The 18,379-nt window shown below is 55.8% G+C and carries 16 protein-coding genes and 1 pseudogene; 5 read left to right on the top strand and 12 right to left on the bottom strand.

Annotated features, from left to right (window positions below; all coding sequences use genetic code 11):
• Window positions 1-9 precede the first annotated feature (9 nt).
• Together K5I40_RS18555 and K5I40_RS18550 are read left to right on the top strand one after the other, a co-directional pair.
• Window positions 10-633, top strand: coding sequence for an NADPH-dependent FMN reductase (locus tag K5I40_RS18555; RefSeq protein ID WP_223075193.1), 624 nt, complete (start codon window positions 10-12; stop codon window positions 631-633).
• A complete protein-coding gene (locus K5I40_RS18550) occupies window positions 608-3,049 on the top strand; it encodes a glycoside hydrolase family 3 protein (protein WP_223075192.1) in 2,442 nt (813 codons plus the stop codon). Before K5I40_RS18555 ends, K5I40_RS18550 begins: the two co-directional genes overlap by 26 nt.
• Before the next feature lie 66 nt (window positions 3,050-3,115).
• Here the strand turns inward: K5I40_RS18550 and K5I40_RS18545 are convergent, their stop codons facing one another.
• From K5I40_RS18545 to K5I40_RS18495, 11 genes and pseudogenes are all read right to left on the bottom strand, one after another.
• On the bottom strand, window positions 3,116-4,432 hold the full coding sequence (locus K5I40_RS18545; protein ID WP_223075191.1) for a carbohydrate porin: 1,317 nt from the start codon (window positions 4,430-4,432) through the stop codon (window positions 3,116-3,118).
• A gap of 209 nt (window positions 4,433-4,641) precedes the next feature.
• On the bottom strand, window positions 4,642-5,826 hold the full coding sequence (locus K5I40_RS18540; protein ID WP_251929780.1) for an MFS transporter: 1,185 nt from the start codon (window positions 5,824-5,826) through the stop codon (window positions 4,642-4,644).
• 232 nt (window positions 5,827-6,058) lie between these two features.
• Entirely contained in the window at window positions 6,059-7,261 is a 1,203-nt protein-coding gene (locus tag K5I40_RS18535) for an acetyl-CoA C-acetyltransferase (RefSeq protein ID WP_223075189.1), read from the bottom strand.
• 7 nt (window positions 7,262-7,268) lie between these two features.
• Complete coding sequence (locus K5I40_RS18530; protein WP_223075188.1) at window positions 7,269-7,922, bottom strand: CoA transferase subunit B; 654 nt, start codon at window positions 7,920-7,922, stop codon at window positions 7,269-7,271.
• Window positions 7,909-8,626, bottom strand: a pseudogene (locus K5I40_RS18525) (CoA transferase subunit A). Before K5I40_RS18525 ends, K5I40_RS18530 begins: the two are co-directional and overlap by 14 nt.
• 1 nt (window position 8,627) lies before the next feature.
• Window positions 8,628-9,416: a cyclase family protein gene (locus tag K5I40_RS18520; protein WP_223075186.1), complete on the bottom strand. Its 789-nt coding sequence runs from the start codon at window positions 9,414-9,416 to the stop codon at window positions 8,628-8,630.
• On the bottom strand, window positions 9,413-10,411 hold the full coding sequence (locus K5I40_RS18515) for a fumarylacetoacetate hydrolase family protein (RefSeq protein WP_223075185.1): 999 nt from the start codon (window positions 10,409-10,411) through the stop codon (window positions 9,413-9,415). The genes K5I40_RS18520 and K5I40_RS18515 overlap by 4 nt, the downstream gene beginning before the upstream one ends.
• Window positions 10,389-10,754: a Rieske (2Fe-2S) protein gene (locus K5I40_RS18510; RefSeq protein ID WP_223075184.1), complete on the bottom strand. Its 366-nt coding sequence runs from the start codon at window positions 10,752-10,754 to the stop codon at window positions 10,389-10,391. The genes K5I40_RS18515 and K5I40_RS18510 overlap by 23 nt, the downstream gene beginning before the upstream one ends.
• On the bottom strand, window positions 10,751-11,674 hold the full coding sequence (locus K5I40_RS18505; RefSeq protein WP_223075183.1) for a VOC family protein: 924 nt from the start codon (window positions 11,672-11,674) through the stop codon (window positions 10,751-10,753). Before K5I40_RS18505 ends, K5I40_RS18510 begins: the two co-directional genes overlap by 4 nt.
• The gene (locus K5I40_RS18500) at window positions 11,655-12,857 is read right to left on the bottom strand and encodes a S9 family peptidase (RefSeq protein ID WP_223075182.1); all 1,203 of its coding nucleotides are present in this window, start codon (window positions 12,855-12,857) and stop codon (window positions 11,655-11,657) included. Before K5I40_RS18500 ends, K5I40_RS18505 begins: the two co-directional genes overlap by 20 nt.
• Window positions 12,858-12,993: 136 nt before the next feature.
• Window positions 12,994-13,893, bottom strand: coding sequence for a LysR family transcriptional regulator (locus K5I40_RS18495; protein WP_223075181.1), 900 nt, complete (start codon window positions 13,891-13,893; stop codon window positions 12,994-12,996).
• A gap of 185 nt (window positions 13,894-14,078) precedes the next feature.
• On the opposite strand from K5I40_RS18495, the gene K5I40_RS18490 reads away from it, so the two are divergent.
• The 3 genes from K5I40_RS18490 (at window position 14,079) to K5I40_RS18480 (ending at window position 18,001) form a co-directional block, all read left to right on the top strand.
• Window positions 14,079-15,200 carry an FAD-dependent oxidoreductase gene (locus K5I40_RS18490; RefSeq protein WP_223075180.1) on the top strand — a complete coding sequence of 374 codons (1,122 nt, stop codon included), beginning with the start codon at window positions 14,079-14,081 and terminating at the stop codon, window positions 15,198-15,200.
• An 873-nt stretch (window positions 15,201-16,073) separates the two neighbouring features.
• Window positions 16,074-16,874: a hypothetical protein gene (locus K5I40_RS18485; RefSeq protein WP_223075179.1), complete on the top strand. Its 801-nt coding sequence runs from the start codon at window positions 16,074-16,076 to the stop codon at window positions 16,872-16,874.
• Between the two features lie 713 nt (window positions 16,875-17,587).
• Window positions 17,588-18,001: a DUF2846 domain-containing protein gene (locus tag K5I40_RS18480; RefSeq protein ID WP_223075178.1), complete on the top strand. Its 414-nt coding sequence runs from the start codon at window positions 17,588-17,590 to the stop codon at window positions 17,999-18,001.
• Between the two features lie 120 nt (window positions 18,002-18,121).
• Here the strand turns inward: K5I40_RS18480 and K5I40_RS24165 are convergent, their stop codons facing one another.
• Window positions 18,122-18,349: a cell envelope integrity TolA C-terminal domain-containing protein gene (locus tag K5I40_RS24165; protein ID WP_375540652.1), complete on the bottom strand. Its 228-nt coding sequence runs from the start codon at window positions 18,347-18,349 to the stop codon at window positions 18,122-18,124.
• Window positions 18,350-18,379: the final 30 nt, after the last annotated feature.

Raw genomic sequence — 18,379 nt, 5'->3', positions numbered from 1 at the left:
GGATCCTGTATGACACTTCACACACTTCCCCGACAACCTTTCATTGTGGGTATTGGCGGCACGATGCGCCCCGGCTCAAGTACTGAGCGCGCGCTGAGTGCGGCGCTAGCCCATGCCGGGCGTCTGGGCGCCAGAACTCAGCTGTTTGGTGGTCAGGAATTGGCAGCCCTGCCTGCGTTTAATCCGGAAGTCACCACCCGTACGGCAAACGAACTGGCCTTTGTCGAGGCAGTGCGTCAGGCCGACGGGATCCTGTTAGCATCACCTGGCTATCATGGCGGCGTCTCAGGTCTGGTAAAAAACGCGATTGATCTGCTGGAAGATCTCCGCGCCGATGAGCGCGTCTATCTGGATGGGCGGGCGGTCGGGTGCATTGTTACTGCTGCGGGCTGGCAGGGATGTAACACCACCCTGGGTGCTCTGCGTGATATTGTCCACGCTCTGCGCGGATGGCCAACGCCGCTGGGCGTCACGCTTAACACCGCGGGCGTGTCGCTGTTCGATGCCAACGGAAACTGCACCGAACCGGCAGCCCAGCGTTCGCTGGAGATGCTGGCCGAGCAGACGCTCACCTTTGCCCCCAAAATGGCAGCACGGAGGGAGTCGAATGCCTTCATTCAACATCCCGCATGATCGTGACAAAAAACTGCCGCTGACCGCCGGGATGGGGATGTGGTCGACACACCCCATTCCCGATACCCCGCTGGGCTCGGTCACGCTCTCAGACGGGCCGATGGGTCTCACCGGCGGACGGGTTGACGAGCGGGATATCGCCCTGCTTAGCCCCTGCGGTCTGGCGCTGGGGGCCAGTTGGGATCGCGTGCTGGTTCGCCGGGTCGGCGACGTGATTGGCCAGGAGGCGCAGCGCACCGGGGTTCAGGCCCTGCTGGCTCCAAATCTTAACCTGATGCGCAGCCCGATGGCAGGGCGCGCCTTTGAACTCTTCGGCGAAGATCCGCGCCACATCGCCGAGATGGGTGCGGCGTGGATTGACGGCGTCCAGTCCAGGGGCGTCGGCTGCGTTGTCAAGCACATGGTCTGCAACGATTCGGAAACCGACCGCCGAACAATGAACGTGGTCGTGGACGAAGTCACCCTGCGGGAGGTTTACTTCTGGCCTTTTGAGCGTGCCGCCAGCCAGGGGGTATGGGGCATGCTCACCGCCTACAACCGGGTGAACGGCATTTACTGCGCTGAACAACACCAGGCCATTAGCCAATGGCTGAAAGCCGATCTCGGCTGGGACGGACTGGTAATGTCCGACTGGTTCGGTACCCAGAGCGGCATCGCCAGCTTCCGCGCCGGGCTTGATCTGGAGATGCCCGGCCCCGCCCGGCATATGGGGGATAAGCTACGGGAGTTGCTGGATGAGAATGATACCGCCCGTCTTGACGACGCGGTGGCACGTCTTAGCCGTTTTGCTGAACGGGTTTCGATCCCTTCGCGTTACGATCCCGCTCCACAGGCCCAACGACAGCGTACTCAGGTGCTGGAAGAGGCCGCCGCCGCCGGGTTCGTTTTGCTAAAAAACAGAGATAACCTGCTACCGCTAAAACCCGCCTCGCGCCTCGCGGTGATAGGCCCGAATGCTCAGACCCCCTGCTTCCAGGGGGGAACATTTGCCAGGGTAGCGCTCATGCCGGACCTGATAACGCCCATTGCGGCGCTCCACCAGCGTTTTGCCCATGAGGGGGTGGAGGTGGAGTATGCCCAGGGCGTGGAGAGCGACTATCGCATCCCGCCGCTCACCGCGCTGGCGCTCCGCTGCGATGACGATGAACCGGGTCTGGAGGTCATCTATGCAACATCCCGCCAGGGGGAATGCCATCGCGAGCGGCGCAACGCTTCTTCCCTGATCTGGTTTCGTGATATGCCCGGCGTTGGGGATCTGCTGGCCCTGGACGATGAGGCGACCGTCACCGTGCGCACGCGCTTTATCGCCACCCGTACCGGCGTTTACCGCTTTTGGCTCGGCGGAACGGGGACGATCAGCCTGACCTTGAACGGCGACACGGTGGCGCACTTTAACGGCGAAGCGCTGGACGGGGACATTATGGGCAAGCTGATGCAGGCGGCCAGCGATACCGTGGAGTATGAACTTGTTGAAGGGGTGACGCTGAATCTGACGCTTGAGATGACCCTTTCTCGCAGTATCGCCCACGGCATCTGGTTTGGCTGCCAGCAGCCCCAAACGGTAGATCTACTCGCTGAAGCCGTCGCCTGCGCCCGGCGGGCTGACAGCGTGGTGATGGTAATTGGCGAAACCGCCGACGCAGGACTGGAAAGTATCGACCGCCATACCACCGCCCTGCCCGATCATCAGGTAGCGCTGATTAACGCCGTTTGCGCTGCCAACCCCCGCACGGTGGTGGTGCTGAACATTGCTCATCCGGTGGATACGCACTGTCTTGAACAGGCGGCGGCGGTGATGGTGGCCTGGTATCCCGGACAGGAGTTTGGCCCGGCACTAGCGTCTGTACTGGCCGGAGATCGAGAGCCGGGCGGTCGTCTCCCGGTGACGTTTGCCCGGGAGGAGACAGATTACCCGGTGATCGATCTCACCCCCGACAGCCACGGCAACCTGACCTATCACGAGGGGTTGCGGGTGGGTTACCGCTATTTTGCAGCCCGGGAATGCGCTCCGGCATGGGCATTTGGCTACGGAATCGGCTATGCCGACATCACCTTCGGCGAGACGCTTCTGCATCAAGCCGAAGGCGCACGCTTATCGGTCGCGTTTAGTCTGTATAACGCTTCGCCGCGGGCCGGGAAAGCGGTGGTGCAGATCTATCTGTGTCCGCCTGCAGCCACCGGCGATGCGCCGCTGCTAACGCTGGCCGATTTTGCCGCTGTAACCGTTGCCGCCGGGCAATCAGCAACGGTAAGCGTCCCGCTGGACGACCGCCTGTTCCGTCGCTGGCACCCGGACAAGCAGGCGTGGGAAAGACAAACTGGTCACTGGAAAATACTGACCGGCAGCGCCAGTGATACCATTACCGCGTCCTTCGCCGTTCAGGTAACTGAAACCGGCGTACTGATTACCGGTTAGCCTGCCTTTTATTTCTGCCAAAAAGATGCCCCCCGCAGGATCCTGCAAGGGGCATCTTTTTATCCGTCAGAAGTTCCAGTACATGGAAGACTGGTACAGCACCGCATCATCGCGCTTCGGTACCAGCGTCGGGTTATCCTGCCAGGTGATGCCGTTAATCCAGTAGATACCCGTCGTCAGACGGAATGCGTGGGAGAGCGATATGGCGTTGATGCTCTGCGGCGCTTCCAGATCGGCGGGTTTCAGAGAATCGCGGAATTTATGGCTGATAAACGAGCGCGTATACCCCAGGGAGGTCATGTCCTGCTGACGGCCCGGGAAGAGGCCAATGTCAAACAGTGTGACCTGGAAATCGCTGGTGTAGGCGTTGCGATCGTCAGGCGCGTAGTTGACCTTCGTATCCAGATAGAGCCCCAGGGGCAACCCCAGCTGTGGCTGGGTCAGTTGAACGGTATTAGCGACATAAAAGGCATAGTTATCACTGCTGTCGCCGGGCTTATCATAATAGTCGTAGTGGGAGGTATTATAGATGCCCCCGGCGCGGAACCACAGGGAACGCTCGGTATCGCTGGCATCCTGCTTATACCCCACCTCGTTCACCAGGATGGGGTTAGCACCGTCAACGTGCCACTTCAGGCCGTAGGGGTTTTGCTCCACGTCATCAAGATGGCCTTTCGGGGACATACTGCGGCTTACGGCAAAGTTGTTATACAGTTTTTTATCGCTGTCGCGCGCGATAAAGGTAAAGGTCGGCGTCGGCGCATTCAGGCTGATGCCTACTTGCACCGGGATCACGCTGGTAGGCCCCAGCGCCGCCGAGGAGGAGTTCCCCCCGAGGATCATGCCGTAGAACTGACGGATGAGCGGATAGAAGCCATATTGCAGCTCAATCTGCCCGTCTAAAAAGGGCTGATTGACGGCGAGCGTCGCAATATTGTGCAGGCGCGGATAGCCATCCTGATAGTTGGATGTCGACCACTGGGGGGAGATCGTGAGCTGCGCATCCTTACTAAAGCCGATGCGCCCTAAATCGTAGGTCACGTTCAACGCCATCGTCTGCGCCCAGGTAAAGTTCTGTCCACTGTACTCCTGCGGGTCGCGCTGTTGATCCCGCAGGTCATATAAAATGGTCGGGTTCCAGCTCAACTGCACGCCCCAGCCATTATCCGCGAGGGCGCTTCGCCAGCCGTTAACATCGCCAATTAAAGACTCACAAATAGAAGGCGGGGTCACCACCTGCTGGGAACGGGTATTTAATTTATCCAGTTGCTGGCAGGTATATTTATTTTCCGCAGCCAGCGCCGTTGACGAAAATATTGCCAGCGTCAGGAGAGACAGAGGAAATACACTTTTCTTGTTTGTTGGGGTACAGCACAGACTCATCATAAATCCTCAATTTTTATTTTTTGCAGGTAAAAATGTTCCATACCGCGGCGCGCAAATAATGATTATTCACGTTGCCGACGTTCGAGTTATTTATAGGGATGACTTCATCTGAACAGCATTACAGGTAAGGTGTTTATTCGGGCATGGCGCTCCCTACCCGCTGTATTCACAGCGGGGGCGAAGGTTATCCTGATGACGTTTTGAAATTAACTGGCGGTGATATTGCGCATCGTGGTCCGTATTGATGCAAAGGCCAGGCAAAGGGCGATCAGCAAGGATATTACCGCAAATACTAGCAATGTATCCTGAAGATTGCCGCTCACGCTATTCATGGCCGTTACCCCAACGGGACTTATAAACATCCCGAGGAAAAAGAAGGTATGCCATATTCCCATTCCTTTGGCCCGATGCTCAGCCGGCAGCACTTTCATTACCCAGCCCAGCATCAAGGGGATCAGCATGCCATTTCCCACCTGCGCAATAAAAGCCGCCATGACAACGGTAATCTGATTTCCGGCGAGAGCGATAAACAGCAGCCCTGCGCCAAAGATGGCATAAAAATTAAGAAATTGTTTATCAATGCGCTGCCGGGCCATACGCCCGTATATCCAGGCCCCCAGCGGAACGCCCACCCCGGCAATAGCGGTAGCGATACCGATCTGGCTGCTGCTTTCCATTCCCAACTGGCTAAATACCTGGCTGATTTGCAACGGTTCCAGAAAGTAGATCATGGCGCTAATCAGGGTAATTACGCTGATGACCAGCATCTGTCCACGTGGGAAAGGCTGCCCGGCAGTGAAGTCCGTTGCGGTGTCTTGCGCGCGCGCATCAGGCTCCCGGGTGAGGAAGATAAGTCCCAGGAAGACCGGGATCGCCAGCGCATACATAAAGACGGGCCCGCTCCAGCCAAAGGCGCCTAAAAAGCCGGAGGCGAGAATAATCAGCGTGGCAATCACCGACCCAACGCCGCTTTGCACCGCCAGCCAGCGGCTGCGGGACGGACCGGTAAAGTAGTCGCCAATCAGCGCATTGGCGGTTGTGAGGATAAAAGCGTCCGCGATGCCCATCACCAGCCTTGCCATCAGGATCAGTACCAGGCTATCCAGCATCACCGGCAGCAAGCCAAACAGCGCGTAGGCGCCGGTTGCCGCAATCAGCAGGCGTCGGCGGCTGAAGCGGTCGCCAACGATCCCTGCCAGGGGCGCAATCAACGCCATACTGACCGAGGGGATAGTAATGATCATGGGTACCAGAAGCGGAGCGTAAGGCTGGGAGGAAAAATGTTTAAACAGGATCGGCATTACCGGGATCATGGTTAATGTCCCCATGACCGGCAGCACGGCCGCGAACATCAGCAACATGGCCTGGAGGGCACCTGCAGGCTTTGGCATCGTTGTTACCCTTTGCATAACTTCATTCCTCTTGCTCCTGCTCAATGTTTATAAATTCGAATGTGAATTCCAGTTCTATTTATTGGCGATAAAAAAAGTGACGAATCACCGGGCGCAGGTCAGGTGAGGCGCTGCCTCAGGCAACTTGCACCCGGATAAACCTACCCGACAGGTGAAGCAGAGTCTGAGAGGATGTTCACAATTAATACAACTAGTACACATTAATTTAACATTAAGAAATAATCGCATTAACATCACGTGCCACCGCCAGCGCGATGCCCTGACCGCCCCCCACACACAGCGTAGCCAGACCGCGAGAGACATTCCGGCGCTGCATCTCATGAAGCAGGGTCACCAGAATACGACACCCGGAAGCCCCGATGGCATGGCCGAGGGCGATTGCCCCGCCGTTGACGTTTACGCGTTCCGCCTGCCAGCCCATCTCCCTGTTAACGGCCAGGCTCTGAGAGGCAAAGGCTTCATTGGCCTCGATCAGATCGAGAGACGCCACCGACCAGCCCGCCCGCTGCAGACAGCGCCGGGTCGCCGCGACCGGACCGATACCCATATACGCCGGGTCTACGCCCGCCGTGGCGCTGGCCACAAGAGTCGCCATGATCGGCAGCCCCAGAGCCTGGGCGCGCTCGCGGCGCATCAGCATCACTGCAGCCGCACCATCGTTCAGCGTCGAGGCATTCCCTGCCGTCACCGTTCCGTCGTCTAAGAAAGCCGGACGCAGCACCGCCAGCGAATCCAGGGATGTGTCCGGGCGAGGCTGTTCGTCTTCGGCCAGATAGCGTTCGTCCCCCTTCTTCTGCGGCAGCTTCACAGGAACAATTTCAGCGCAGAAGCGTCCGCTCTCGACAGCGTGGCGGGCTTTCTGCTGCGACGCAGCGGCAAAGCGATCCTGTGCCTCGCGATCGATGGCGTATTTCTGCGCCAGGTTTTCCGCAGTGATCCCCATGGCGTAGTCGTTAAAAGCATCCCAGAGTCCGTCATGCAGAAGGCTGTCGGTCACTTTGCCGTGACCGAAGCGCATCCCCTGCCGCGCGCCGCTGAGCAAATACGGCGCCTGGCTCATACACTCCTGTCCGCCCGCAATCACAATCTCCGCCGCACCACTCTGGATGCTCTGGGCCGCCAGCTGTACCGCCTTCAGGCCCGAGCCACAGACGTGATTTACGGTCACCGCGCTGACGCTCACCCCCAGCCCGGCGTTCAGCGCCGTTTGACGCGCAGGGTTTTGACCGCATCCAGCGGTTAAAACCTGGCCCATAATCACCTCATCCACGGCATCCGCTGGCACGCCGCTTTGGGCCAGCAGCGCCTGTACCACCGTGACCCCCAACTGGACGGCGCTCAACGCGCCCATTTCCCCCTGAAAGCGCCCGGTGGGCGTGCGTAACGCTGCCACAATCACCACATCATTATTCATTGTCTTCTCACACCTTCATCTCCGGAACATACTCTGGCACCCGCAATGGACCTGCGGTTTTAGCCCTAATTTCCGCTACGCTCACGCCCGGGGCGCGCTCCCGGAGGGTGAACTCGCCGTCAGCGATCTCCAGCCAGGCTAAATCGGTCAGCACCCGGCGGATACAGTTCACACCGGTCAGCGGCAGCGTGCAGTGCTTCAGCAGCTTTGACTCGCCGCTTTTTGACGCATGGGTCATGGTGACGATGATATTCCGCGCCCCGGCGACAAGATCCATCGCCCCGCCCATCCCCTTCACCAGCTTGTCGGGGATCATCCACGAGGCGATATTTCCCTGGACATCCACCTCAAACGCGCCAAGGACGGTAAGGTCAACATGTCCGCCACGGATCATGGCAAAGGAGTCCGCAGAGTTGAAAATCGCCGCACCGCTGCGGGCCGTGACGGTCTGTTTTCCGGCGTTGATCATGTCGGCATCCACGGTAGCCGCAGTGGGGAAGCCGCCCATTCCCAGAAGGCCATTCTCCGACTGCAGCATCACATCCATGCCCGACGGAACGTAATTAGCCACCAGCGTCGGGATACCGATCCCCAGATTGACGTAGTCGCCATCACGCAACTCCTGCGCCACCCGACGCGCCATCTGTTCACGCGTCAACATGGGCACCTCCCGTCTGCAACGTCCGTTTTTCAATGCGCCTTTCGCACGGACATTGAACGATGCGATGGACATAAATGCCCGGAGTATGAATGTGTGCCGGATCCAGCGTGCCCGGAGGCACGATCTCGTCCACCTCCACGACGGTAATGCGCCCTGCGGTGGCCATCAGCGGGTTGAAGTTTTGCGCCGTGTGACGATAGATAACGTTGCCATACCAGTCCGCCTTCCAGCCCTTCACAATGGCAAAATCCCCCTGAATGGCAGGCTCCAGGATACAGTGGCGATCGCCAAACTGGCGCGACTCTTTACCCTCCGCCACTGGCGTGCCGTAGCCGGTAGCGGTGAAGAACGCCGGGATCCCGCCCCCCTGCGCGCAGTTTTTCCGCCAGGGTGCCTTGTGGAGTTAACTCCACCTCCAGCTCGCCGCTGAGTAGCTGCTGTTCAAACAGCGCGTTTTCCCCCACATAAGAGGCGATCATTTTGCGGATCTGGCGATTTTCCAGCAGCAGTCCCAGCCCAAAGCCGTCAATGCCGCAGTTGTTTGAAACCACCGTCAGATTACGCACGGCGCGGCGTCGTATCTCCGCAATCAGATTCTCTGGAATACCGCACAGACCAAAGCCTCCCGCGAGCAGCGTCATGCCGTCGCTGAGCCCGTCAAGGGCCTCCTCAATGCTGGCAACGCGTTTATCCAGCCCTTTCATCTCATTCCTCCACAATGGCAACGGCGCGGGTAAAGCCTGCCGATGCCCGCTTGATTTTGTACGGGAAGCAACTCACCCAGAAGCCGTGATCGGGCAGCAAATCCAGATTGGTCAGTTTTTCCATTTGTCCATAGGCGATGTCGCGTCCGGCTTTGTGCCCCTCCCAGATCAGGGCCGCATCGCCGGTCTGACGGAAACGCTCCCGGGTAAAGCCGAATGGCGCATCCCAGCTCCAGGCGTCCGTGCCGACCACCCTGACCCCCTGCTCCAGCAGCCAGAGCGTGGCGGCACGTCCGATCCCGCAGCCCCGCTGTAAATAGTCCTCTTTGCCATAGCGGGCGCCCGCCGCGGTATTGATCAGCACAATGTCTAACGGCGAGAGAGTATGGCCAATGCGTTGTAGGGCATGTTCGAGATCCCGGGGCTGCAAAATCTCTCCGTCCGCAGCATCACGAAAATCGAGTCTGACGCCGGGGCGCAGGCACCACTCCAGCGGCAACTCATCAATGCCAAACGCTGGCTCACCGCCATTGGTGGTGGAGCTGTAGTGCCACGGCGCATCCATGTGAGTGCCGTTGTGCGGCGTCACGGTCAATTTTTCGCTGGCCCATGCCTCCTGCCCTGGCATCTGGCTTTTTTCCAGCCCCGGAAACATAGCCGCCATCTCTGGCCAGCCCTGCTGGTGATCCATGTAGTCAATTTTGGGCAGTAGCGGCGGTGGGTCTGTCCAGGGATTGTTATCCAGGGTTACGGAGAGATCGATCAGACGGCGACCCTGTAAAAGATTCATAAGCGGTTGTCCTTGTCAGTCGCTATCACGACGCGTTGTTTAATTGCCCCAAAAAGCACCTCCCCATCACGGGTGCGGCTCTCCATAAACACCTTGTCACCCGGGCGCAAAAACGGCGTACGGGGAGCCCCGTAGGCAAGGGTTTCCAGCGCCCGCACTTCGGCGATGCAGCTTGCTCCTTTTGCCGGATCCTGCCCGGACACGGTGCCAGAACCGATGAGCGTCCCGGCTCGTAAACGGCGCGTAAGCGCGGCGTGAGCGATCAGCTCGCCAAAGTGAAAATGCATCCCAATCCCCGGTTGATTACCGAAGGGTTCGCCGTTGCGCCGGATTGTCAGGGGCAGATCTACCCGCCCAGCGTGCCAGGCGTCCCCCAGCTCGTCCGGGGTAACCGCAACCGGCGCAAAGGCGCTGGAGGGTTTGGCGTGAATAAAACCAAAGCCGGTTTTCATCTCCCGGGGGGCGAGGGCGCGCAGGCTGACGTCGTTGAGCTGCAGCAGCAGGCGGACATGGGCTAGCGCCTCCCCCGCCTCGCAGCCCATGGGCACGTCATCCACCAGCACGGCGAACTCGCCTTCAAAATCCAGGCCCCAGGCCTCGTCAGCGCACAGAATATCCTGCTGCGAACCGAGAAAATCGTCGCCGCAGCCCTGATACATCAGCGGCGTGTGTTTCACCCCCTCGATGGGAGGCAGATTAAATGCCTGCTGCATGCGCTCCCCGTGAGTGAGAAAGGCGGAACCGTCCAGCCACTGCCAAGCCCGGGGAAGCGGCGCGAGTAGCCCGTCCGGGGTAAGAGGGATCGCCCGGGCGGTCTCTCCGGCGTTCAGGGCCCGGTAACGCGACAGCAGCAAGGGTTGCGTCTCGTCCCAGCGCTCGATGGCCTCCTGAAGCGTGGCGGCGATCCCGGTGGCCGCCTCCATCCACTGTAAATCCCGCGATACCACCACCAGTTGACCGTCGCGGGTGCCATTATTCCGTGTTGCCAGTTTCATCCATCGTCTCCGTTACGCTTAACCAGCCCTCTTTGGTAATGTCCCAGGCCAGCGGCGTCAGCGCCTGGCCCAGGCAGGCGCCCTGCACGCACAGGCCGCTGTCCGGTTCAAATAACGCCCCGTGGGCGAAGCACACCACCTTGTCGCCGCAGCCATTGAGAAAGGCGTTATGCCGCCAGTTCATCGGGGTGCCCAGATGCGGGCAGCGGTTGCGCCAGAGATAGATCTGGCCCCGGTAGCGCACGGCGAACAGCGTTGTCTGTCCGGTGTCCTGGGGATCGAATCCCTGCGCCTCGCCCTCGCGCAGGCTCGCTGCCCGGCATAACCGCAGCGGCGTATTCATGCGCGGGCGTTATCCGGGCCAGGGGCCCATTTTTCCCGCCAGTTCAGCAGGAAATACTGGGAATTATCCGCACCGGGTAAGGCTTCCCGCGGCTGCCAGCTGTCATCGTGGCGATCCATATCGGCGTCATACTCAATGTGGCAGCCGAGCGGGCTGTTGAAATACCAGAACCAGTTGGAGCCCAACTGATGGCGACCCGGTCCCCAGAACGACTGGTAACCTTTTTCAACAAAGCGGCTGCCGGCCATCATCAGCTCGGTCGGCCCTCCCATGTGGAAGGTGAAGTGTTCGATACCGGTCATAAATGGCGGGGCTTGAATTAAAAACAGGGTGTGGTGATCGAGGGTGCCGCCCGGGCGCAGGAATGGCCCGACATGAGTGAAGCGATCGGTACAGATAAAACCCAGGCGCCTATAAAACGCCTCTGCCTGCGCCACGTCGGGCACAAAATAGACCACATGCGACAGGGAGCGCGGGGCAGCAGGCATCGTGGCGCTGGCGCCGGTGTGGTTCACCGGACGCATTTCATCATCCCCTGGGGCATTCACCTTTTCTGCAGCAAGGGTAACGGGCGTTCGCTGCGTGACCCGAAAGCCGAGCGCAAACCCCATATCATCATGGCTGTGCACCACGCCCTCGTCATCGATATGCACTTCCCGATCTTTATGCAGCTCTTCGACAATGGCATTAAGGGTTGCATCATCGGCGACGCCATAGACGGTTTCACGCAGCTGGCTGCCGCTGGCAAGCGCCGGAGGAAGCTGCGGATCGTCACGCTCGCGCAGCAGCACACCGGTACCGTCGAGCGCCTGGTAATAGCCGTTTTGCGTCTCTGTCAGGCCATAATCCAGCAAAAATTGTCGGCAACTCTGGAAATCGTCAACGCCAAACACCAGATAATCAGGCCCCAGAATATTCATGCTGTTTCTCCCCGGAAGAAATTGTGCCCGCCACGCGACCGCCAAGCGTTTTGGCGACCCAGTCAGCAATGTAGTGACCGGCGTTAATGGAGTTATCGAAACTGGAGTGCTGCGCCCCACCCTCTCGTGCAGTAAAGATTTTCAGTTCGCGGCGCGGGCTGTTAACCAGCTGGTCGTAGGTGCGCTGCGCCCATTTCAGCGGGATCTGGGAATCTTTTTCACCATGGGTCACCAGGAATGGCACCCGGATACGATCGAGAATGCCGTCCAGATGAACATTTTCCGCGATACGCATAAACTGCTCGATATTTTCGCCCCCCCATACCCAGCGCACATGCTCCCAGTAGTGGGGAACCGGGAAACTACCCTCTTTCTCACGACGGCGCTGTTGCACATCACGCCAGTCGTGGTTGGCTCCCCATACCACGCCGCAGGCAAAGCGGGGTTCAAACGCCACCGCTCGCGGGCAGTAATAGCCCCCTAATGAGACCCCCTCCAGACCGATACGGGCAGGATCAACCTCTGGCCGTTGTTCCAGCCAGTCGACAATGCGCGATGCCCAGTGCTCGCTGTCGAAGCGCGCCTTCATGTTGTGCAGACGCAGGGCTTCGCCGGAGCCCGGTTGATCGACGATCAGCGACGAGACGCCGCGTTTGGCCAGCCACAGAGGTAAACCGACGAAGTATTTCAGCTCTTTGGTTGAGTCGAGGCCATTGACCTGTACCAGAACCGGGGCGCGTGGGGCATTCCCTTCCGCCCGGACATACAGTGCGGAAAGCGTGGTGCCTTCATAGGGGATCTCTACCCGTTGGCAATTTGCCCCGGTGTAGCGACAGCCGAGATCGAAAACCGCCAGAAAGCGGCGATAGAGCTCATTGCGACCCGGTGCGCCGTGGGCCTGCAGACGTTCGCAGGTCAGGTAGTAGTTGGCGGCGCGCAGGTACTTTTCGCCCGCAGAGTAGAGGCGATCCTGCTGCTCATCCTCCTGCGCCAGCACGCACAGCTTATCGGCCATAGCCGACCAGGTTTCCCGAAAGGCGCGAGTACCCTGCGCATCAGGATGCTCAGAGGCGGCCAGCAACGGGGCGCACATCTCTTCTATCTCGCCAATGCGGGCACCCATCTCAATGGAGAGATCCACCGACAGGTTCCAGACGTAATTATTGGGAAAGTAACGAAACATAACGGTATCCTTCAGCGTTCAATCGCGAGTGGCAGAAAATCTGTCACCCAGGCACTCTCACACAGAGTGCCTGGTCGCGACTAATCACGTGTCGGGATGCCAGCTATCAGTTCAGGCAATATATCCGGGGAGCGCATTACAGCGCACTGGCGAAAATTTTGTCCTTGAGCCAGGTGAATATCGGATCGCGATCGAGACTGCGGTGCCAGCCAATACATTCCCGCATTACCGGCAGTTCCACCGGTACCGGGAAGATTCGCAGCGGCAGGTGCCTGCCGTATTGTGCCGCCAGCCGACGGTGCATGGTGGCAATGCGCGATGTTCCAATCAACAGATGCGGCAGAGAGTGATAGCTGTTCGCCACCACTTCCAGCCGGCGATTAAGACCAGACTCGGCAAACAGCGTCTCCTCCAGACCCGGAATACGTTCCCGGCCAAATTCTACGGCGATATGCCCCAGGCGCATCCAGTCATCCAGCGTCAGGGTCTCGCCAATTTCCGCATTCTCTTGCCAGGCGACGCAGACAAACTGCTCTTCGAACAGCAGCGCCGAGGGTTGATCCACGGGCATAAAGCGTTCGGGGGCGGCTATCATGTCAATTTCGCCACGGTTGAGCATCCCTGCGGACTGGTGATCCGGGGATAAAAACGCAAAGGTGATATTCGGTGCCTCCTGATGGACCATCTGTAGCACGTCTTTGAGCATCACGTTGATCACGTAATCGGAGGCCATAATGCGGAAATGCCGTTTACTAGTAGCAGGTTCATCAATGGGGCGCCGGGCAATAGAGGTATGGATTTTAAACAGGATCTCTCGCACGGAGGGGTGAAGCTCGCGCGCCAGCGGCGTGGGCATCATTTTTCGCCCAACCTGAGTCAGCAGATCGTCCTCAAAGTAATTACGCAGGCGATTAAGCACGCCGCTGGTTGCAGACTGGGTCATGTGCAACCGTCCTGCGGCACGGGTGATATTTTGCTCATCAAGCAGCACGTCCAGTGCGACCAGTAAATTCAAATCAAGATGCTGATAACGCATATCGTCAACCGGGTTATTATTTTTACCCTATCCTAGATCGTCAAATTAACATTTACGCAACTTTTAATTCACTATTACGACGCCGATATTGTTTTTTGCGATAGCGATCATCTTACTTTGCGATTAGTCGGGTGTCGGGATCTTCGATTAGCCTCCAGGTTTTGTCCCTGTGAATGGAACGGGTAATGACGATAAACAAGGTATTGATTGTTGGAGGCGGCATCGGTGGATTATGTGCGGCCATCGCGCTGCGCCGAGTGGGTATTAGCGCTGATCTGGTGGAGATCCAGTCCGAATGGCGAGTATACGGGGTAGGCATTATTCAGCAGAACAACGTGGTACGGGAGATGCAGCGCCTGGGCGTCCTTGAACGTTACCTGGATGTTGCCTGGCCTTTCGATAAAGTCTCTCTGCACACAATGGAGGGCCATCCGCTGGCGAACTTCCCAGGAGAGCGGCTAGCGGGGGCACAGTTCCCGGCGAACGTGGGTATTTCACGTCTAAAACTACATGAGGTGTTGTGTTCAACCGCCGAAGAGTTGGGTACAACCATTACTACCGGCAAAACTGTCGACGCTTTTGAACAGGATGAGCACGGCGTCGATGTGGTTTTTAACGACCAGACCACAGGGCGCTACGATCTACTAATTGGTGCCGATGGCATTTATTCGATGATTAGAGGTCAGCTTTACGGTAACCGATTTACCCCAAGATTTACGGGCCAGGGAGTGTGGCGCTACAACCTCCCCCGCCCCGCCGGGATCGATCACTTAATGTGTTTCATTAGCGAGGAATGTAACTGCGGACTGGTTCCGCTGGCAGAGGATCTGATGTATCTGTTCGTTACCTCGCATGAGCCTGAAAATCCGCGCTTTGCCCGTCATGAATTTGCTGAGCAGATGCGTTGTCGTATACCTGATTGTGGCGGGATGATTAGCGATCTGCGTCATCAAATTGTTGATGATGGGCAGGTTGTTTACAAACCCTTAGAAGAATTATTTGTTGATGCACCATGGTTTGAGAATCGTGTCGTTCTAATCGGTGACGCTGTACATGCAACTACACCGCATCTTGGCCAGGGCGCTGGAATGGCGATTGAAGATGCACTTGTTCTGGCTGAAACATTGCATTCAGATGATGACATTCAACGAGCATTATCTAACTATTATCTCCGCCGTCGTGACCGTTGCTATCGTATCTGGCGAGATTCTCTTCGAGTCGGTGAAAGTGAAATTAATAATGACCCCCTGTTTGATCGGCAATCAGTGATTCGTGACATGATGATGTTTACCGCCAGACCTATATAGGTATTTCTGCGATACCTCAATGCTAGTGTCAGCATTACAATGTTGGCTTAAAAATGTTACTTCACGACGCCCCCGATATGATGTACTTGCTGTTGCAAGTCACTTAAGTTCTGACATAAGGGGAAATACGCATCTATAAGGCTATCCCCTGCAGTCAGAAATCCCCTTCAGATGAGGCGCATCCGCCACAAGGTTATGCTCTCTGTCAACCTGATTAACAATTCACGCACTATATGCAACAGGGGCAAGAGTGCAAGCAGCGTGATCAGCTAGCTGGGTCCTCGCATAGATATCTGACGGGCGAAGGCCAGCATGAAATGCAGCTCATTCAGAGATGCCGTGTTCATTGCACCGGATGTGTGTTTTTATTCGGTATAATGAGATGCCTTGCATACTCAGATACCTTACTCATGGATATGCCATACCTATTCTTATTCTCCCTTTTTTCGCTCAGATTCGAAAAATGGCAAAGTCGGATCTGAACTAAATAAACGTATGGCCGAGTGAAAGAGATACGGTGGGAGAAATTTCAAAACAAAAAGCAGGAGGGAACGGAAGGTCAGCTTTGAGCGAGGAACGGATATTGGCCTTATAAGCATAACTGAAACGTACTTAGGATCTCTAAAAGCCAATGGTTCGATTAAAAGGCGATGATATCTCCTCTAATTAGGTGGTCAATTTTAGTGCACCACTACAGGGTAACGGTACTCTTTGCTGTGCTCATATACTGCTTCTCATGAGTGGTACGTTTCGATGGAGTCTGATGGTAGAACAGGTTCGGCAAAGAAGATGATTCGTTAGGCGGTTACCGCTTCAGATTACGTTACGCTTTCTCTATGATTTAGCAGTCTATAAGCTTATTTGGAGAGCGGTATGTGTTTTCTTTGCGGCAATGATGTATCCCAGCACAACTACAATCTGCTTCAGCAGCGATATAACAGCCTGGAGTTAGACCACGACTCGTTGAAAAGGCAGCGCAGCGAGTACGAGGCGGAAATCCGTGCTCTTAAAAATGAGGTCTCCGCCCTGCAGGAGAAAATTGACTTGCGCGACGACCGCGTGGACGACAACGGCGTTGACTATGACTGGGAGAACAGTCTGGAAAACATGCCTAACGTCATCTTGCGCGCGACGATCTTTTCTATGTTCAACTACCTACTGGCAAAGATCAGTGAGGGTAATTACACCTTAGAAGACCAGCAAAAAATTAGAAGTGACTTTAAAGAGTTTGGCGAGAATCTTAAGAAGATAGAGCGCGTCACTAAGTTTGAAGTCAGCCTCCTGGAGCAGCGCAACTGGGTTGAAGGGAAGCCAATACAGATAGGTTTTGAAATTACCCTGGACCATCTGTACGCACATGAAATTGAGGTCTTAAAATCAATGGTGCGAGGTGAGTATTCTGATGCAGTGAGGGCAACCCAAGATGAATGGGGCTACCTGGAACTGAAATTCGACGGTGGCGTAAGTGCCTACTTCTTCATTGCGTTCGGCACGTTTGGCGATGAGGCTTCGCCAACCATCATGCTGCATGTCGATGTCTTCAATGAAACTCTATCGGAAAGCAACTTTATGGTACCGCGGGAGGTCGAAAATCTGGTTTCCCGCCTCAATCTTGAGTGCAGCATGAACAAATGGGCTGCCTTGACCGCCGCGCAGCCACCGCACTTTAGGTAAACAAATCATGCCGGAGTAGCCGCAGTTGCGACGACAACTGCTCACGACTATTCTGATCTTGCTGAAGATAGAAACGCCCTCGTAGGTTGCCGGTTAATTTCGAACAATGTACGGGGTTTTTTGTTTCCAGCGACAACCCCACAGGATATCAAGCCCCCGCTACACTGCGCCTTACCAGATCGCTCCGGCCTAGAGGCGTCATATCAATCCCCTGCAATCAATCATATAGGGGGCAGTTTGGTTATCGAAAATTATTGTACGTTAAGGTGATTATTTGTACCTCTGGGCTGCGGGAAAGGATATTGACCATGTTGACAGGCAGCTTTGAGTGAGGAGCGGAAGTTCTCAAAAGATTAGTTTTCAACATAGATACTGTAATTTAAGTATGTTATTGCTATTATTTTCTTGCAAAGCTGCTCATTATTTACTCATGTGCTCTTGCCATTAACTAATACATAGAGAAAAGTATTAGCAACGCATCATAAATTTGAAAAAACCGTTCTCAATCCCTGGGCAGGTAGCGCATGCAATCAATACTTTATTATAACTATCATCTATGTATTTTCAAAGTTGCAAGATGATATTGTCATGATTAATTGGGGATTTTGAACATCATCGCAAATTCTGCAATTAACAAAACCAACCCCTTGCCAGTTCATTAAGTTGAATGTTACAACCTATATTCTTGAAAATTAGATTAAAGGGAAATTGGAATGAAAAGGATATCTTTATTTTCATTAATATTTATTGCTGGATGTTCGACCACGCCCGTTCATAGTGACAGTGCACACGAAGTACCCAGCAATCGATATTATCAGCCAGAAGAGCTTCGTCAGCATTCTGAAGCAAAAGGGAAAGTCGTTATAAAGAGAGATAGATGGGTTATGGGTTCACCCTGTTATATGACTATTTTTATTGATGGCGAACGTATTGCTCAATTAGCCCCAGGAGAAAAATTAACCTTCTATCCCAACCCTGGAGAGTATATTTTTGGATCGAGGCCTAATGACCCATGTACTGGTTCTCAGCAAGAGATTGAAGCAAATGTGAAAGCAGGAAAATTACTTACCTATCGTATTGGGTATGGAGGTCAGGCTGACTCATTTATTAATCGGACTACCGACTAAACTCAGTTGTTCTTTTAATTTTATTTGAAGCTTTACGGGGCGTATGAGGCTTTGTATTCTACGCCTCGTAATCAAGTAAACGTGATTTAACCAAGATCGTTTTTTTAAATTAAAACTAAATTAGGTCCGCTCCTGGCACGCAGCGGACATTGCTGACTGAGCTGAAGGTCCGCTGCGTGCTGTGAGTTCAACGGGTCGATGCAACGCTAGTAACAATCCATCCGGAACGATACTCACGCACAACGAACAAGCTTTCCCGGAGTAGCTCTTCGGGTTGTATAGATTGCCCCGGATAGCCTTGTCTACGGCCACGCCATACGCAAATTTTGCAGCTGCGGGGGCGGGCATGTGAAACAGCTTCACTTGGCGGTCTTTACT

The organism is Leclercia sp. LTM14 (assembly GCF_023736175.1).
Classification (GTDB): Bacteria; Pseudomonadota; Gammaproteobacteria; order Enterobacterales; family Enterobacteriaceae; genus Enterobacter; species Enterobacter barmai.
Note: the sequence above shows the minus strand (reverse complement) of the source record. Positions and strands in the feature narration are given on the sequence as shown.

What these genes read in the sequence shown, in the direction of transcription:
- K5I40_RS18555 (WP_223075193.1), top strand. Translation starts at nt 10, where the DNA reads ATGACACTTCACACACTTCCCCGACAACCTTTCATTGTGGGTATTGGC.
- K5I40_RS18550 (WP_223075192.1), top strand. Translation starts at nt 608, where the DNA reads ATGCCTTCATTCAACATCCCGCATGATCGTGACAAAAAACTGCCGCTG.
- K5I40_RS18545 (WP_223075191.1), bottom strand. Translation starts at nt 4,432, where the DNA reads ATGAGTCTGTGCTGTACCCCAACAAACAAGAAAAGTGTATTTCCTCTG.
- K5I40_RS18540 (WP_251929780.1), bottom strand. Translation starts at nt 5,826, where the DNA reads ATGCCAAAGCCTGCAGGTGCCCTCCAGGCCATGTTGCTGATGTTCGCG.
- K5I40_RS18535 (WP_223075189.1), bottom strand. Translation starts at nt 7,261, where the DNA reads ATGAATAATGATGTGGTGATTGTGGCAGCGTTACGCACGCCCACCGGG.
- K5I40_RS18530 (WP_223075188.1), bottom strand. Translation starts at nt 7,922, where the DNA reads ATGTTGACGCGTGAACAGATGGCGCGTCGGGTGGCGCAGGAGTTGCGT.
- K5I40_RS18520 (WP_223075186.1), bottom strand. Translation starts at nt 9,416, where the DNA reads ATGAATCTTTTACAGGGTCGCCGTCTGATCGATCTCTCCGTAACCCTG.
- K5I40_RS18515 (WP_223075185.1), bottom strand. Translation starts at nt 10,411, where the DNA reads ATGAAACTGGCAACACGGAATAATGGCACCCGCGACGGTCAACTGGTG.
- K5I40_RS18510 (WP_223075184.1), bottom strand. Translation starts at nt 10,754, where the DNA reads ATGAATACGCCGCTGCGGTTATGCCGGGCAGCGAGCCTGCGCGAGGGC.
- K5I40_RS18505 (WP_223075183.1), bottom strand. Translation starts at nt 11,674, where the DNA reads ATGAATATTCTGGGGCCTGATTATCTGGTGTTTGGCGTTGACGATTTC.
- K5I40_RS18500 (WP_223075182.1), bottom strand. Translation starts at nt 12,857, where the DNA reads ATGTTTCGTTACTTTCCCAATAATTACGTCTGGAACCTGTCGGTGGAT.
- K5I40_RS18495 (WP_223075181.1), bottom strand. Translation starts at nt 13,893, where the DNA reads ATGCGTTATCAGCATCTTGATTTGAATTTACTGGTCGCACTGGACGTG.
- K5I40_RS18490 (WP_223075180.1), top strand. Translation starts at nt 14,079, where the DNA reads ATGACGATAAACAAGGTATTGATTGTTGGAGGCGGCATCGGTGGATTA.
- K5I40_RS18485 (WP_223075179.1), top strand. Translation starts at nt 16,074, where the DNA reads ATGTGTTTTCTTTGCGGCAATGATGTATCCCAGCACAACTACAATCTG.
- K5I40_RS18480 (WP_223075178.1), top strand. Translation starts at nt 17,588, where the DNA reads ATGAAAAGGATATCTTTATTTTCATTAATATTTATTGCTGGATGTTCG.
- K5I40_RS24165 (WP_375540652.1), bottom strand. Translation starts at nt 18,349, where the DNA reads ATGCCCGCCCCCGCAGCTGCAAAATTTGCGTATGGCGTGGCCGTAGAC.